General features: G+C 31.3%; 16 protein-coding genes. 10 read left to right on the plus strand and 6 right to left on the minus strand.

The window, feature by feature from the left end:
• Positions 1–18 precede the first annotated feature (18 nt).
• From B5E48_RS02240 to B5E48_RS02265, 6 genes are all read left to right on the plus strand, one after another.
• A complete protein-coding gene (locus tag B5E48_RS02240) occupies positions 19–639 on the plus strand; it encodes a phosphatase PAP2 family protein (protein WP_087303949.1) in 621 nt (206 codons plus the stop codon).
• 220 nt (positions 640–859) lie between these two features.
• Positions 860–2,494: a peptide ABC transporter substrate-binding protein gene (locus B5E48_RS02245; protein ID WP_087303950.1), complete on the plus strand. Its 1,635-nt coding sequence runs from the start codon at positions 860–862 to the stop codon at positions 2,492–2,494.
• Positions 2,495–2,571: 77 nt separating this feature from the next.
• Positions 2,572–3,519 (plus strand): ABC transporter permease, encoded by a 948-nt coding sequence (locus tag B5E48_RS02250; RefSeq protein WP_087303951.1) that lies wholly within the window; start codon positions 2,572–2,574, stop codon positions 3,517–3,519.
• Positions 3,519–4,457, plus strand: coding sequence for an ABC transporter permease (locus B5E48_RS02255; protein ID WP_211962054.1), 939 nt, complete (start codon positions 3,519–3,521; stop codon positions 4,455–4,457). The genes B5E48_RS02250 and B5E48_RS02255 overlap by 1 nt, the downstream gene beginning before the upstream one ends.
• Before the next feature lie 3 nt (positions 4,458–4,460).
• A complete protein-coding gene (locus tag B5E48_RS02260; protein WP_087303952.1) occupies positions 4,461–5,549 on the plus strand; it encodes an ABC transporter ATP-binding protein in 1,089 nt (362 codons plus the stop codon).
• On the plus strand, positions 5,542–6,486 hold the full coding sequence (locus tag B5E48_RS02265; protein WP_087303953.1) for an ABC transporter ATP-binding protein: 945 nt from the start codon (positions 5,542–5,544) through the stop codon (positions 6,484–6,486). The genes B5E48_RS02260 and B5E48_RS02265 overlap by 8 nt, the downstream gene beginning before the upstream one ends.
• A gap of 82 nt (positions 6,487–6,568) precedes the next feature.
• On the opposite strand, the gene rbr is transcribed toward B5E48_RS02265, so the two are convergent.
• From rbr to B5E48_RS02280, 3 genes are all read right to left on the minus strand, one after another.
• A complete protein-coding gene (gene rbr / locus B5E48_RS02270; protein ID WP_087244489.1) occupies positions 6,569–7,156 on the minus strand; it encodes a rubrerythrin in 588 nt (195 codons plus the stop codon).
• The gene (locus B5E48_RS02275; RefSeq protein ID WP_087303954.1) at positions 7,125–7,577 is read right to left on the minus strand and encodes a Fur family transcriptional regulator; all 453 of its coding nucleotides are present in this window, start codon (positions 7,575–7,577) and stop codon (positions 7,125–7,127) included. Before B5E48_RS02275 ends, rbr begins: the two co-directional genes overlap by 32 nt.
• An 83-nt stretch (positions 7,578–7,660) precedes the next feature.
• Complete coding sequence (locus B5E48_RS02280; protein ID WP_087303955.1) at positions 7,661–8,578, minus strand: hypothetical protein; 918 nt, start codon at positions 8,576–8,578, stop codon at positions 7,661–7,663.
• A 32-nt stretch (positions 8,579–8,610) separates the two neighbouring features.
• On the opposite strand from B5E48_RS02280, the gene hflX reads away from it, so the two are divergent.
• Positions 8,611–9,837 (plus strand): GTPase HflX, encoded by a 1,227-nt coding sequence (hflX, locus tag B5E48_RS02285; RefSeq protein WP_087303956.1) that lies wholly within the window; start codon positions 8,611–8,613, stop codon positions 9,835–9,837.
• A 239-nt stretch (positions 9,838–10,076) separates the two neighbouring features.
• On the opposite strand, the gene B5E48_RS02290 is transcribed toward hflX, so the two are convergent.
• Positions 10,077–10,703: a PTS sugar transporter subunit IIB gene (locus B5E48_RS02290; protein WP_158093999.1), complete on the minus strand. Its 627-nt coding sequence runs from the start codon at positions 10,701–10,703 to the stop codon at positions 10,077–10,079.
• Positions 10,704–10,842: 139 nt separating this feature from the next.
• Here B5E48_RS02290 and B5E48_RS02295 point away from each other — a divergent pair, with 139 nt between their 5' ends.
• The 3 genes from B5E48_RS02295 to B5E48_RS02305 all read left to right on the plus strand — a co-directional run bounded on the left by B5E48_RS02295 (position 10,843) and on the right by B5E48_RS02305 (position 12,913).
• Positions 10,843–11,211, plus strand: coding sequence for a DUF11 domain-containing protein (locus B5E48_RS02295; protein WP_158097248.1), 369 nt, complete (start codon positions 10,843–10,845; stop codon positions 11,209–11,211).
• 110 nt (positions 11,212–11,321) lie between these two features.
• Positions 11,322–12,083, plus strand: a complete 762-nt coding sequence (locus B5E48_RS02300; RefSeq protein ID WP_087244495.1) for a metallophosphoesterase — start codon at positions 11,322–11,324, stop codon at positions 12,081–12,083.
• Positions 12,080–12,913 (plus strand): MurR/RpiR family transcriptional regulator, encoded by an 834-nt coding sequence (locus tag B5E48_RS02305; RefSeq protein ID WP_087244496.1) that lies wholly within the window; start codon positions 12,080–12,082, stop codon positions 12,911–12,913. Before B5E48_RS02300 ends, B5E48_RS02305 begins: the two co-directional genes overlap by 4 nt.
• Here the strand turns inward: B5E48_RS02305 and B5E48_RS02310 are convergent.
• Positions 12,907–13,728, minus strand: a complete 822-nt coding sequence (locus B5E48_RS02310) for a metallophosphoesterase (protein ID WP_087303958.1) — start codon at positions 13,726–13,728, stop codon at positions 12,907–12,909. The two genes, B5E48_RS02305 and B5E48_RS02310, sit on opposite strands and share 7 nt — an antisense overlap.
• Positions 13,725–15,467: a ribonuclease J1 gene (gene rnjA, locus B5E48_RS02315; protein ID WP_087303959.1), complete on the minus strand. Its 1,743-nt coding sequence runs from the start codon at positions 15,465–15,467 to the stop codon at positions 13,725–13,727. The genes B5E48_RS02310 and rnjA overlap by 4 nt, the downstream gene beginning before the upstream one ends.
• Positions 15,468–15,874 lie beyond the last annotated feature (407 nt).

Raw genomic sequence — 15,874 nt, forward strand, 5'->3', positions numbered from 1 at the left:
GCATAGGAGGTTGTGCAGATGAAAGCATTTTTAGAAAAATATAATGGTTTAAAATATTTATTGTATTTTTTTATTGCTTATATGATTGGTTTTATGTTATTAGAAAATCATCATTCATCACGTATGATTATTACAGATTCATGGATTGATTCTTATATTCCATTTAATGAGTATTTTGTTATTCCATATATATTATGGTTTGTGTTTATGGTATTAGGTTTTGCTTATTTTGTTTTTATTGATCAGGTTGGTATTAAAAGAACATATTTTTATTTGTTTTTAGGTATGAGTTTATCTTTGCTTATTTATGCATTGATACCTACTGGTCAAAATTTAAGAGTTCAGTTATATAATGACAATATTTTTCAATGTTTAGTGAGTTTTATTTATTCTGTTGATTCTTCAACAAATGTCTGTCCTAGCATTCATGTATATAATAGTGTTATGATGTGTATATCCCTGTTAAAAAGTTATAGAATACAACAACATACATGGTTGTGTTTATTGATTATCGTTTTAGCGATATTGATTTGTATGTCTACTGTCATGATTAAACAGCATGCTTTTATGGATATTGTATGGGCTTTGGTTTTGGTGTATGTTATTTATTATATTGGAAAATGGAAATATGATTATTAAGCAATCTATCCTGAATGGATTGCTTTTTTGATGAATAAAAATCTTTGAATTATGTAATAATTGTATACATTTGTCTATATATTCTAAAATATTTTATGTTTAAAACAAAATTATAATAAATATTTGTCTTTTAGATAAAAATATATTGACTTTTAAATTTGTTGAGTATATACTACCCTCATACAGGAAAAACCTGTGATTCAAAAAAGGGGGAGAAAAAATGAAGAAGTTGAAAGCTTTAATTGTGATGTGTTTGGCAGCAGCTATGCTTGTAGGTTGCGGCAGTGGTTCTGTTGCTAATGATACTTACGTTTTTTCAAGCGAACTAGATATTAAGAATCTGGATTCTTCTGATGCTGATGATGGTATGTCATTTAATGCAATGCATGCTTGCATCGATGGTTTGATGGGATTAGATGAAGAAGGAAATATTACGGGTGCTATCGCTGAAAAATATGATGTGAGTGTTGATCAAAAAACTTATACTTTCTATTTAAGAGAAAATGCTAACTGGGCTAATGGAGATCCTGTAACAGCAGATGATTTCATTTATGCATGGCAAAGAATCTTAAAGAATAATGGTAACTATGCTTATATGTTAGGTAGTGATGCAGCTTCTATCAAAGGTGTAGATGAAATTTTAGCAAAAATGGGTAGCCAAAAAGAATTAACTGATGATGATTTTGCAAATATGGGTGTGACTGCAAAAGATGATAAAACACTTGTTGTAGAATTAACAAAACCTGTTTCTTATTTTGATGAATTAATGACCTTCCCATGTTATTATCCAATTAATCAAAAATTCTGTGAAGAAAAAGGTGACCAATACGCAAAGAATGCCGATAATGTTTTATCTAATGGTGCTTTTATCATGACAGATTGGCAACCTGGAAAACAGGCCACTTTTGAAAAAAATGAAAACTACTGGAATGCTGATGCAGTGAAAATTCAAAATTTGGTTATGAATTTAGTTCAGGATCCACAAACTGCTGCAACAAGCTTTGGAAATGGTGAAACTGATTTTGCACCAATCAATTCTGAATTAGTTGATCAATATAAGAATGATGAATCTTATGTTTCATTTAATGAAGGTTATTTATTCTATCTTGAAATTAATGAAAAGAATACTGATTTAGCTAATAATAAAATTAGACAAGCTATTTCAATGGCTATTGATAGAGATGATTTAGCAAACAATATCTTAAAAGATGGTTCTAAAGCTGCAGCAGGATTTGTACCTAGAGAATTATCAGTCAGTCCTACAGGAAGTGATTTTAGAGATGATGCAGGTAATTATGATGTCACAACATATAATTTGGAAAAAGCACAACAATTATTTGCTGAAGGATTAAAAGAAATTGGTAAAGATTCAATTACTGTGAGATTAACTTATGGTACTGATGAATCACCAATGGATCAGATGGCTGAATATTTACAAAATGCTCTTACAAAATTAGATGGATTCAATGTTGAAATGGTTGCAACAACAAAACAAGATAGAATCTATAACAAAATGGCTAATGGTGAATTTGACATTGCATGTACACGTTGGGGACCAGATTATGGTGATCCTACAACATATTTAAACTTATTATTAGATGGAAATGCTAATAACTATGGTAAATATTATAGTAAAGATTATGAAGATGTAATGGCAAAAGTTTCAACTGAAGCAGATGCTACAACACGTTGGCAATATATGATTGATGCTGAAAAGATTATTATGGAAGACTTACCAAATATTCCAGTCTTTGAAAAAGGAACTTCAGCATTAGAAAATCAAAAAGTTTCTGGTTTGGTTCATAGACCAGTTGGTGTCCCTTATACATTTACTTATGTAGAAAAGGCAGAATAAAACAATTCAAGTTATGAAAGCTGATAAACACAATATGGTTTTCTATATTGTGTTTATCTTTTAAAAGGAGGGATTTGATGAGTAAATCAACATTAAAATATATTGGCAAGAGATTGCTCATATCAGTAGTCACGCTATTTGTCATACTTGTTGTCTTATTTTTAATTGTTAAATTATTGCCTGGGTCACCGATTAATAATGAAAGATTGTCTGAAGCACAAAGGGCAGCTATTGAAGCAAGGTATGGGTTGGATCAACCTATATTAACGCAATTTGTGAATTATGTAAAAAATATGCTGACAGGGGATTTTGGTGTTTCTTACAATATGTATAAAGATATGCCTGTATCTTCACTTGTGGGTTCAGCGGCAAAAATTTCGTTCTTGTATGGATTAAGTGCTGTTGTGATTGGGGGAATATTAGGAACATTATTAGGTGTATTTGCGGCCCTTCATAAAAATACAATTTGGGATACTTTGGCTACAGTTATTTCAGTTATTGGTGTATCTGTTCCATCATTTGTATTTGCAATGATGATATTAATACTATTTGCATCAAAATTGCATATTTTTCCAACGCAATATAGTTCTATGAATCCAATTGGGTCATCTATTATGCCAGTTATGGCATTATCTGTGGGAGTCATTGCAAATGTTGCACGTTTTACAAGAACAGAAATGGTTTCTGTTATGAATAGTGAATATATGACTCTTGCTGAGGCAAAGGGTTTAGATAGTAAGACACTTATTTTTAAGCATGCATTAAGAAATGCTTTGATACCGGTTGTCACTATTTTAGGACCTATTTTAGTTAACTTGATGACAGGAACGATGGTTGTAGAAAAAATCTGTGGTGTTCCAGGATTAGGTAAGCTACTTATCAATAGTATTTTATCTAATGATGTGAATATTATTTTGGCTTGTTCATTCTTATATGCAGCTATGTATATTGTGATGATGCTAATTATTGATGTTTCTTATGGAATTATTGATCCAAGAATACGTTTAGGTAAGGAGGATTCATAATGGATGCAAATTTGAAAAATATTGAATTTTTACCTGATGATTTTGAATTCGTTGGGGATAAGCAGGATATTTCGATAGATGTTGTAGCTCCTGCTAAGCCAGCATGGAAAGAAGCAATTGGAATCTTTTCTCAAAATAAAGGGGCTGTTATTGGATTGATTATGATTATAATCATTGTTTTATTGGCTATTTTTGCACCAATACTTTCATCATGGGAATTTGATGATTTGAATACTTCTTTACAATCTATTTCTCCTAATTTAGAACACTGGTTTGGAACAGATACAAATGGTAGAGATTTATGGGTACGTTTATGGACAGGTGCGCGTATTTCATTGTTTATTGCTGTTTGTGCTGTCTTTATAGATGTGATTGTTGGAACAACTTATGGATTAATTTCAGGATATTTTGGTGGCATGGTTGATTCTGTTATGCAAAGAATTCAAGAAATTATTAACTCTATTCCAACATTAGTTGTTTTAACTTTATTATTAATGGTTATGAAATCAAGTTTAACTACGATTGTCTTTGCTTTATCTTTGACAGAGTGGATTGGAATGAGTCGTATAGTTAGAGCACAGGTTTTAAAAGTGAAAGAAGAAGAGTTTGTTTTGGCTTCACGTACTTTAGGAGCGAAGAGTTTCTTTATTATCTTTAAAGAAATATTACCAAATATTTATAGTCAAATGATTATCATGATAATGATGTCTATCCCAAATGCTATTTTCTATGAAGCTTATTTATCATTTGTTGGTTTAGGTTTACCTGTTCCAAATGCATCACTGGGAACATTGATTAACGATGGATTTGAAAGTTTCCTTGTTTACCCTTATATGATGTTAATACCTGCCGTTGTCTTATCTGTATTAATGTTAAGTTTCAACTTATTTGGGGATGGATTAAGAGATGCTTTAGATCCAACAATGAAGGAGATGTAGTCTATGGAAAGAGAAAGAATATTGAAAATTAGAGATTTGACTATATCTTTTAAAACAGGAAATGGTAAGGTTAATGCGATTAGAGGGGTTAATTTTGATTTATATAAAGGTGAAACTGTTGCTATTGTTGGTGAATCAGGGTCAGGGAAATCTGTGACAACAAAAGCAATTATGGGGATTTTAGCTAATAATGGAAGCATTGATTCAGGATCTATTGAATATACTTGGCATGATGAAAATACTGGGGAAGCCATTACAAAAGATATTGTACAGTTAAGTCAAAAAGAAATGCAAAAAGAAATTCGTGGTCGTAAGATAGCAATGGTTTTCCAAGATCCAATGACTTCTTTGAATCCAACAATGACGATTGGAAAACAAATCATGGAACCAATGATGTTTCATTATGGAAAATCAAAAGAAGAAGCTTATCAAAAATCGGTAGAACTCCTTAAAGAAGTTGGAATTACAGATGCAGAAAAAAGAATGAAAAACTATCCACATCAACTTTCTGGTGGGATGCGTCAAAGAATTGTTATTGCGATTGCTTTGTCTTGTGATCCATATGTCTTAATCTGTGATGAACCAACAACAGCTTTGGATGTGACGATTCAAGCAAAAATTTTGGAATTAATCCAAGAAATTCAAAAGAAGAAAGATCTTTCAGTTATTTATATTACACATGATTTAGGTGTTGTTGCGAAAGTGGCAGATTTTGTCAATGTTATGTATGCAGGAAAGATTGTAGAAACAGGAACAATCAATGAAATTTTCTATGATCCAAGACATCCATATACTTGGGGATTATTATCATCTATGCCTGATTTAGATACACAAGATGATGAATTGTACACGATTCCTGGAACACCACCTAATTTAACACAAGAAATCAAAGGAGATGCCTTTGCACCAAGAAATCAATATGCTTTAAATATTGATTTAAGACTTGATCCGCCTATGTTTGATGTGCCTGGTTCTGAGAGTCATAAGGTGGCTAGCTGGTTGATGCATGAAAAGGCGCCGAAGGTGGAAATGCCTGAATCTTTAAAGAAACGTATTGAAAAAATGAAAAAGGAGGGGTTAACAAATGGATAAGCAAGAACCAATCCTTGTTGTGAAAGATTTAAAACAACATTTTAAAATCAATCGTAATTTTACTGTAAAGGCTGTTGATGGGATTTCTTTTGAAATCAATCCTGGTGAAACATATGGGCTTGTAGGCGAATCAGGGTCAGGGAAATCAACAACAGGAAGAAGTATTATTCGTCTATATAAACCGACTTCTGGAAGTATTATCTTTAATGGCCAAGATATTTCTGGAAAAATGGATAAAGATGCTTTATCAAATTTACGTACCAATATGCAAATGATTTTCCAAGATCCAATGGCATGTTTAAATCCACGTAGAAAGGTTTTAGATATCATTGCTGAAGGATTGGATATTCATAAAGCTTATAACAGTATTGAAGAAAGAAATGAAAAGGTCTATCAAATCTTAGAATTGGTTGGATTATCAAGAGAACATGCTTCAAGATACCCCCATCAATTCTCTGGTGGACAAAGACAGCGTATTGGTATTGCTAGAGCTTTGATTATGAATCCAAGTTTGATTATTGCTGATGAAGCAATATCAGCATTGGATGTCTCTATTCAGGCGCAAGTTGTCAATTTGATGAAGAAAATACAAAAAAAGACAAATATTGCCTATTTATTTATTGCACATGATTTGTCAATGGTTAAGTATATTAGCAATCGTATTGGTGTACTTCATTTGGGGCATCTTGTTGAAACAGGAACTTCAGAAGAAATCTTTAATAATCCGTTACATCCGTATACGAAATCGTTGTTATCAGCAATCCCTCATCCAAATCCAGACGTTGAAAAAAATAGAGTTTCACTAACTTATAGTTATGAAGATAGTGGACTTGATTATGAAGCTGGTACACAACATAAGGTTTCGGATACACATTATGTCTTAGCAACTGATGCTGAATTTGAAGATTTCTTGAAACACCAACATGATTTGATCTAATATAAATGAATCTCTCGATTTGAGAGATTTTATTTTTGTATAAAAAAATCCCAACTATGCCAAGCATAATTGGGGTGATTTCTTATCCTTTAAAGAAAGTATAAGCTTCAAAATGAGCTTGTGGATGATCGCAAGCAGGACATCTTTCAGGAGCTTCAGTTCCTTCATAAATAAATCCACAGTTATTACATTTCCACATAACAGCTTCGTCTTTTTTGAAGACTGTTCCATTTTCTAAGTTTTCTAATAATTTTAAGTATCTAGCTTCATGCATTTTTTCAGCAACAGCGATACTTTGACATACTTTAGCGATTTCAGGGAATCCTTCTTCTTCAGCAATTTTTGCAAATTCAGGATACATGTCAGTCCATTCTTCATTTTCACCAGCAGCAGCAGCTTTTAAACATTCAGCAGTTGTTCCAAGCATGATTGGGAAATCACCTTCGACATGTAAAGCTTCTCCCTTTAATTCAGCATTTAATAGTTTCATTAATCTTTTAGCGTGTTCTTTTTCTTGATTTGCTGTTTCTTCGAAGATATTAGCAATTTGTACATATCCTTCTTTTTTGGCAATTGAAGAATAATAAGTGTAGCGATTTCTTGCTTGAGATTCTCCAGCAAATGCATGTAATAAATTGTTAGCAGTTCTTGTTCCTTTTAATGTTGGCATGATAATGCCCTCCTTCCTTTGATTTTTTCTTTAAACAATGTGAACATGTTCCATGAAACAAAATATGTGCCCCGTGAATATCATGTTCGAATTGTTCGTTGACCTTATTAATAAGTTCATCCAGGGTAGATTGTTGACAAACGATATCTTGAATAGTTCCACATTCATCACATACCATATGAAAATGGGGTTCAATACGTGCATCGAAATGAATAACTCCATCACCAATATCTAAGCGTGCAATTCTTTTATGATCAGCTAATAAATTAAGATTTCGATAGACAGTTCCCAAACTAATATCAGGAATCAGTTGTTTGACTTGTGTATAAATATCATCCACATTAGGGTGTGACCAGTCATTTTTTAAAACTTCGTAAATTGTTTCCCTTTGTTTAGAATATCTTAACTTTGTTTCAGACATACTCTCACTCCTTATTAATAATGGTTACTATTATTATACCATATATCCTATGATTGTCAAATAATCCTGATGTTGAAATCATTCTATATCATCAAGTATTGTAAAAGTAAACAAATAATAAATGAAGAGAGTCCATGAAGCACTCTTGCGATGAAATATTTTCTAAAAGAATAGGGGATACCATCTAAAATATTATCCACTTGCATTAAAACTGATAATCCTGAAAATGATAAATAAAAGCTGACAAAGGGATAGACAAGCAGATGCTGATATTGTAATAATTGAATAGAACCGGAACTGAATTCTAAAAAACCTTTGATGATATTTAAAAGAAATGGGTTATGAACAATGGTCTGTAAGCTATAACCAATAAATTGAAAGACAAGCATATAGCCTAAAATAAATATAAAGGCTGTTAAAGAAGATGTAATACTTTTTTTTAGGGCTTCTACAAATCGCATCTGGGGATGAATGATTGGCTGAATACTTTCATGAAAAGACATCCATTGGTAATCTTGACGATAAAAGACAGCTTTGATTATACTTGGAAGAATATGACTTATATAAATCATCAGTGCAACTGAAAAAGGCAGTTTTAGGGAAACAAAGATAAAGCTTAATGATGAAAAGGATGCTATGGAGAGAAGATGTTGTAGTTGAGAAATATTAATATAACCTAATTCATAGGATTCTCTTAACATTTTTGCATTGGTTGGATAACCACAGAAAAAAGAAACAAAATAAAGAGAAGACATATGTGGTGTTAAATGAAAAAGTGGTGAAAAGAGAAATTGGATAAAATAACTGATGAGTTGAAAGATACCTAAAGATAAACATAAAGAAATTAAAATCATAAAGGGTAATAAAGATGGTAATAAATTAGTAAGGACAATCTGAATGACCTGAGAAGATACTTTGACAATCTGGAACATATTGAAAAAAGAAAAAAGAGTTGTAAAAAGAACAAGACAAAGTGTAAAATAATAATTAGCTTTTTTCATAAAGACTCCTTATTTGAAAGAGGTGAATAAAGATGAAAGGAATATTAGTTGGTGTTCAATATCCACAGATGCCATATGATTTTGATATATCTATGCAGGAGTTAAAACAATTGGCTTATGCCTGTGATATTGAAGTCAAAGCTGTGGTGACACAAAACTTAGATACGATTTCTCCTCAATATTATATTGGTAAAGGGAAAGTCATGGAAATTAAAGAATTAGTAGAACAAGATGATATTGTGATTTTTAATGAAGAATTGACACCTTTGCAGATCAAAAACTTAACTGATCAATGTCAGGTAGAAGTGACTGATCGTAGTGATTTGATATTACGTATATTTGCTTCAAGAGCGAAAACAAAAGAAGCCAAATTAGAAGTCGGCATAGCCAGACTTCAATACTTACTTCCCAGATTAGCAGGAATGAAACAGAATCTTTATTCTCAACAGGGAGGTATGGGTTTTCGTGGTAGTGGGGAAAAGCAGATTGAATTAGATCGTCGTCGTATTCGTCGTCAATTAACGCAGGCTAAACGTGAATTAGCGATGATTGAAAAACAGCGTCAGACACAAAGACAGTTAAGAAAACATCACCAGGAAAAAGTGGTTTGTTTAGTAGGATATACAAATAGTGGTAAATCTTCTTTATTGAATGCTTTGACTTCTAAAAAGGTCTATGAAAAAGATATGCTTTTTGCGACTTTACAGACATCATCAAGACGTGTTTATATGAAAAAGCATCATGTCATCATGAGTGATACAGTTGGTTTTATTCATCAGTTACCACATTCATTTGTGCAATCTTTTCGTTCAACATTAGAAGAAGTGAAAGATGCTGATTTGCTTATTCATGTGATTGATGCGTCTTCACCTTATTACCATAATCAAATAGAAACAACTTTATCAGTTCTTAAAGAACTTGATGCTTTGGATATTCCAATGATTTATGTTTATAATAAAATGGATTTGGTTCATCAGCCCATTGTTCATGAACAGGGTATATGCATAGATGTTTCAGTGAAAGAGAAAAAGCATTTAGATGATTTAGAAAATATGATCATTGATATTCTCTTTAAAGATTATGAATTGATAAGTGTTTATATTCCTTATGAAGAAGGGCATATTTTTAGTGAAATAGAATATCAATATGAAATACTTCATACTGAATATTTAGAAAAAGAAATCTATGTCAGCTTTTATGTGAATCAAAAACATAAACAGCGTTATCTTCCATATATGAAAAAAACGGATAGTTTATAATAAAATGAGCTATCCGTTTTATTATGAATATTTTTTATAAACAAAAGGTTTATGAATATTGTCTCCTGTTTATAAAGCAAATGATACTACCAATTAAAAAGAGAAATAATAAACTGATTTGTAAAAATCTTTTCATTGAAATAACTCCTTTATTAAAATATAAAAAATAAATAACAAAGAATCATAGAGTAAATATGGAAAATCATGTAAAAATGATATGAAAAAAACATAGAATATATCTATGCTTGAATGTTTTTTTGAATTGTTTGAATAATGCCACGATAGTTTTTCGTCGCAAATAAAGTCGCATCAATACAATAAACTGGAATTTGATGTTGTGTATAAGCTAGAATTTCAGGTTCCATATGTGCAATTTGTGGTGCCAGATACAAGGCATCATAGTTTTGATAATTTTGATAAAGCTGATCTAATGATAATGAAACAAGCTGAAAATGTAGGTTTTCCAGTTCACAGACTTGTTGCATTTCTTCAATGAATACAGAAGTTGATAAACCACCAGTACAACAGAGCGCAATTTTCCATTCTTTTTGTTGGGTATACTGAATGATGGTTTGATAAAATTTATGGAATAAGTGATAACATTGTGCCAAATCAGTAATCGTAAAATGTAAATAAAAGACAAGTTTTTCATCTTTGATACGCAAAATCTCTTCTTCTACGATATTATTATACCAAATCGTTATTTTCCCTTTCACTTTTGTTGTAGACAAACAGATAACTTTTAATTTTTCATTTTCTGTTTCCACATGATACTGGATATGATCTTGTTGGTATTGCTTATCATGACACAGAATCCATTTAAAAAATAATTGATTATAAATTGTACGATAGAATTCATCAAACATCATTTTCTCACCTACTTCTTTTATCATATACTATTTTTTAAAAAATAGATAATTTTTACAAAAAAAGAAAAGAAACGTTGTAAATAAACAGAACAACACAATGAATTTGCATAACTTATAAATGGAAGGAGGGAAATTTATGAAACGTTCTCGTGTGTGCAATACTGCACAAGTGAAAACGTCTTGTCATACAAGTGTCAGCAATGATGTGGAAACATTAGTGAAAAAACCACTTCATATTTGTAAAAAAGTAGATAAAGAAGAAGCATGTCAGGGAGAAACACTCACTTATACAATTAAAATTAAAAATCCATCATTGGTAAAAGAAACACAAGTTGTCTTTAGTGATTATATGGATGAAAATGTGGAATATGTGGAAGATTCATTTTATGTTAATGGTCATGAACAAACACCCGCAATTGATAATCATACACTTTATTATGTGATTCCATCTATTGATCCAATGTCAACTGTTGAAATTGTTTTCCAAGTGCGTATTACAGAATAGAGGTCTTTGACCTCTATTTCTCTTTTAAAGACATAATTTTTTTTAAAATAAAAGTGGGTTTAGTTTATAAAAAAATATAATTATGATAGAATGTAATGGGGTGATGATATATGGAAAAAAGAATATTTGTTATATCAGATCTTCATGGACAATTTGTATTGCTTCAATTGTTATTAGAGCGTATTGGTTTTACTGAAAATGATGAACTTTATATATTAGGGGATATTATGGATCGTGGACCTAATAGTATTGATATTTATTATTTTGTAAAGGCGATGGATAATATTCATATGATTAAGGGTAATCATGAAATTATGATGCGTCAATCTATGCTGGCTGCTTTGAAATATAATGATTTGGATTCAGAAAGATCGAACCCATATCGTTTATGGAAACAAAATGGTGGGCATAAAACAATTGATAGTATTAGAGAGTATTTACAAAAAGATTACATTCCTTATGAAGAGTATTTTGATTTAAAACGTATGTTTATCAAAGAATTAATTTCATTTATTGATTCATTGCCAAGTTATTATGAATTAGATTTGAATGGAAAACACTATGTATTGGTACATGCTGGGGTAGACCCAGAAATCCCATTAGAAGAAAATGATGAAGAAATTTTGGCATGGATTCGAGAATATTTCTATTTGAATGAAGCAAATCCAGATTACACGTACATCTTTGGACATACACCTTGTTGCTTTATTAATGATGATCATTCATTTGATATCTGGTATGATCCAGATTATCATAATAAAATTGCAATTGATGGTGGTTTGGCAGTAGGGAATAAAGGTCAGCTGAATTGTTTGTGTTTAACAAACGGTGAGGTTACAGTCATTAAATATGAGGAAGGACAATCTCAATGAGAAGTGCCTTCTATAATTTGATAAACTTCATCAATATGACAAATATTCATGATGTTTATTGGGGTGCAGCAAAGAAAATATTACAGAATATTTATAAGATTCCAGAGAGTAGTATTACTGATGTTGCGAAAATGTGTTATGTATCCACAGCAACTATTTCCAGACTTTGTCGTAAATTGAATTATGAATCATTTGCTGATTTTAAAAAAGATGTGACAATGAATCTTCATTATTTTAATCAAGATGCAAAAAGATTACTTTTCGATCATCAGCTTCCATCACCTGAAACAATAGGAGAAGGAAAAGAAATTTTTAAGAATCATTTTCAAAATGTAATTCGCAATCTTCAGGATACGTATGATAATATTCGTTATGAAGATTTGATCTATATTGTAGATAAAATTCATGATGCCAAACATATCTGTTTTGCAGGTAATTTCTTTACTCAGTCAGTGTCAATGCAATTACAGATTGAACTTTGTTATTTGGGTAAAGATTGTGTGGCTATGTATCCTTTGGAACAACAAAAAAACATTTATAAAACTTTAAAGGATTGTGATTTAATTATTGTATCTTCTATTGCTGGTGGTTTTTTCAAAGATCATATTGAAACAATGAGAGAACTGGTGAAGACAGAAGCATATGTGATTGCTATTACACAATTAGAGGAGTTTCCATATAGTGATAAGGTCGATATGATTTTAAGAGTAGGAAATGATCATCATTCATTGATTGGTAAATTTTCTATTACATATATCTTTGAAGTATTAGAAGCCTTATATCATCTTAAATACGGTATGAAAAGCAATGAAAAAAGCAACGATTACTGAGAAGTATCGTTGCTTTTTGAAGTTAAGACAACAAAATTCACCTGATTTGGACATAACACTTTATATGGGAATGAAGAAGGACCGCTTAATCCATTAGAAACGATTAATGTCGCATTTTTTTCTTCATATTTTCCATGATTATAAGTCTTAGCTCCCTCAATTGGGAACATAGCGCCCAAATAAGGCAGATATACAGAACCACCATAACTATGTCCTGATAATTGTAAATCCACAACATTTTTGGCTTGTGTAAATGTATCAGGCTGGTGTGAAATGCCAAGAATCAATTTATCTTGAGATGTTTTGAATTGAGAAAAATCATATTCATCATCATAGGCAACTAAAGTAAAATTGGTTTCCTTATAATAAATAGGTCTTGTTTCATTGCTGAGAACTTCAAAACCACCATTATTCAACACTTGTGTGACTTCTAATGATGAAGCTTCATCATGTTCACCAAGAACAGCTAATTTACCATACTGACATTGAATCTTTTTTAAGATTTGAGAAACTTCATCAGCTTTAAAAACTTGTTCATCATATAAATCTCCACCAAAGATAACCATATCAAATGGATATTCATTTAATTCATCAACAATTTTTTCAAAACGTGTGATGCTATCTTGGTCAGTGAGATTAACATCTGATATGAAAGCAATTTTAAAGCCATTTAATTGTGAAGAAACAAGAGAACTTATATATTTTTGTTCATGAAATTCATAATCTTCTGGTGAAATGGCATAAACATAATAACCGAGAAAACATAAACCAAAGACGATTAATAATAAAATTAATCGTCTAATCAGCTTTTTCATACTTTTTTATTCATAATGACAGGAATAATCATTGGATTTCTTTTTGTTTTCTGATAGAAATAAGGAGCCAATGTATCCCTGATTGTATTTTTGATTTCACCAAAAGTTGTTTTTCTTTTTAATAATTTAGAAAGTTCTCGACTAACCAACAACTCAGCTTCACGAATCATATCCTTGCTATCTTGCATATACACAAAACCACGTGACATAATGATTGGTTTATTTAATAAACATCCAGCGCGAGAGTCCATAGAAATAAGGACTGAAACCATACCATCTTCACTTAAAATCTGACGGTCTCTTAAGACAGCAGTAGATAAACCAGTAATATCATTACCATCTACATAGATATCATCAACATGAATACGTGGTCCAAGACGTGCTTCTTCATTGTGTAAAAGAATAGAATCACCATTAGATAAAACAAAGGCGTTTCCTTTTGTGAGTCCAACTTCTTCAAATAACTTCGCATGAATTTTTAACATACGGTATTCCCCATGAACCGGGAAGAAATATTTAGGTCGTGTTAATAATAACATTAATTTTTGTTCCTCTTGAGAGGCATGTCCTGAAGTATGTAAGTTATTGATGGCTTCATTAGTTAAAACTCTGGCACCAGCACGGTATAATTTATTGATAACTTTGCTGACACTGCTGGCATTTCCAGGAATTGGATTTGATGAAAAGACAACAGTATCTCCTGGTTTAATAGAAACTTGACGATGTGTTCCATTCGCAATTCGGCTTAATGCAGCAAGCGCTTCTCCTTGGCTACCAGTACATAGAATTAAAATTTCATTATCAGGTAAGTTTTTAGCTTCATCATTTTTAATAAAGAAACGGTCCGGACATTTAATATATCCCAGTTTTCTAGAAACCTGAATATTGTTTTCCATAGAACGACCAAATACTAAAATCTTACGATTGAATTTAACAGCCGCATCAATAATCTGTTGAACACGGTGGACGTTAGAAGCGAATGTCGCAACAATTAAGCGACCTTCCGTCTTTCTGAATTCTTCTTGTACACTATAAGCAACCTGTTTTTCGCTAATGGAAAAGTTAGGAACTTCAGCATTCGTAGAATCACTTAAAAGAAGAGTCACACCTGTTTCACCTAAAAAGGACATAACCTGAAAATCAGCAGGATCACCAACTGGCGTTAAATCAAATTTAAAATCTCCAGTCGAAACAATGCGACCATTAGGTGTGTTCACAACAATTCCTAAAGATTCAGGAATAGAGTGGTTGGTTTTAAAGAAACCAATATTAAAATATTTTGTTTTAACCTGTGATAGATTATTGATTTGAATCAATTTTGTGGCTTGAGTTAAACGTTTTTCTTCAAGCTTTCTTCTAATCATGGCACAAGCTAATGGTGAAGCATATATAAAAGGAATGTTCACAACCTGTAATAGAAAAGGAATTCCTCCAATATGATCTTCATGTCCATGTGTAATCAGTAAAGCTTTAATTTTCTTTTGGTTACGTTTTAAATATGTATAGTCTGGAATGACGTAATCAATTCCAGGAAGTCCATCTTCTGCAAATTTAACACCGGCATCAATAATGACCAATTCATCATTGTGTTCAATGCAATACATATTTTTTCCAACTTCGTTAAGACCACCTAAAGCAAAAACTTTTGTATCAGTGGATAATGATTCTTTTTTGTGTTTGTTTTTATTATTATAGGATGTTCTTCTTTGAAAAGAACGTTTTTGAGGCATATCTGCCATTCATTCTCACCTTTCTTTCTATTGATTTATAATGAATGTCTTTTTGAGATAGTTTTCAACAGCATGATGAAAGTATCTATACTTATATATATTATACCATTTTTCATATGTTTTTTCATCAGTGCTCTCTATTTTATCTATTATTATGATAAAAAACTGTTGAAAAATGAAAATCTATCTTATTGACATACTGTATCATAACTGAAAATATAGTGAAATGCAAATAGAAGATACGAATTTAACAAAAAAGCTACTTCTTTGAGTAGCCGTTAAATCTTTTTACATGCGCCAATTGCTAAAGAATGAGGTCCAATATGACAAGCAACACTTAATGAAAGTGGGTCACAAATGACTTCATGATTTGGGAAAGCTTCTTCCACTTCTTTTTTGAATTCAAGTGCCAAATC

This window comes from Massilimicrobiota sp. An105 (genome assembly GCF_002161155.1).
GTDB lineage: Bacteria > Bacillota_I > Bacilli_A > Erysipelotrichales > Coprobacillaceae > Allocoprobacillus > Allocoprobacillus merdigallinarum.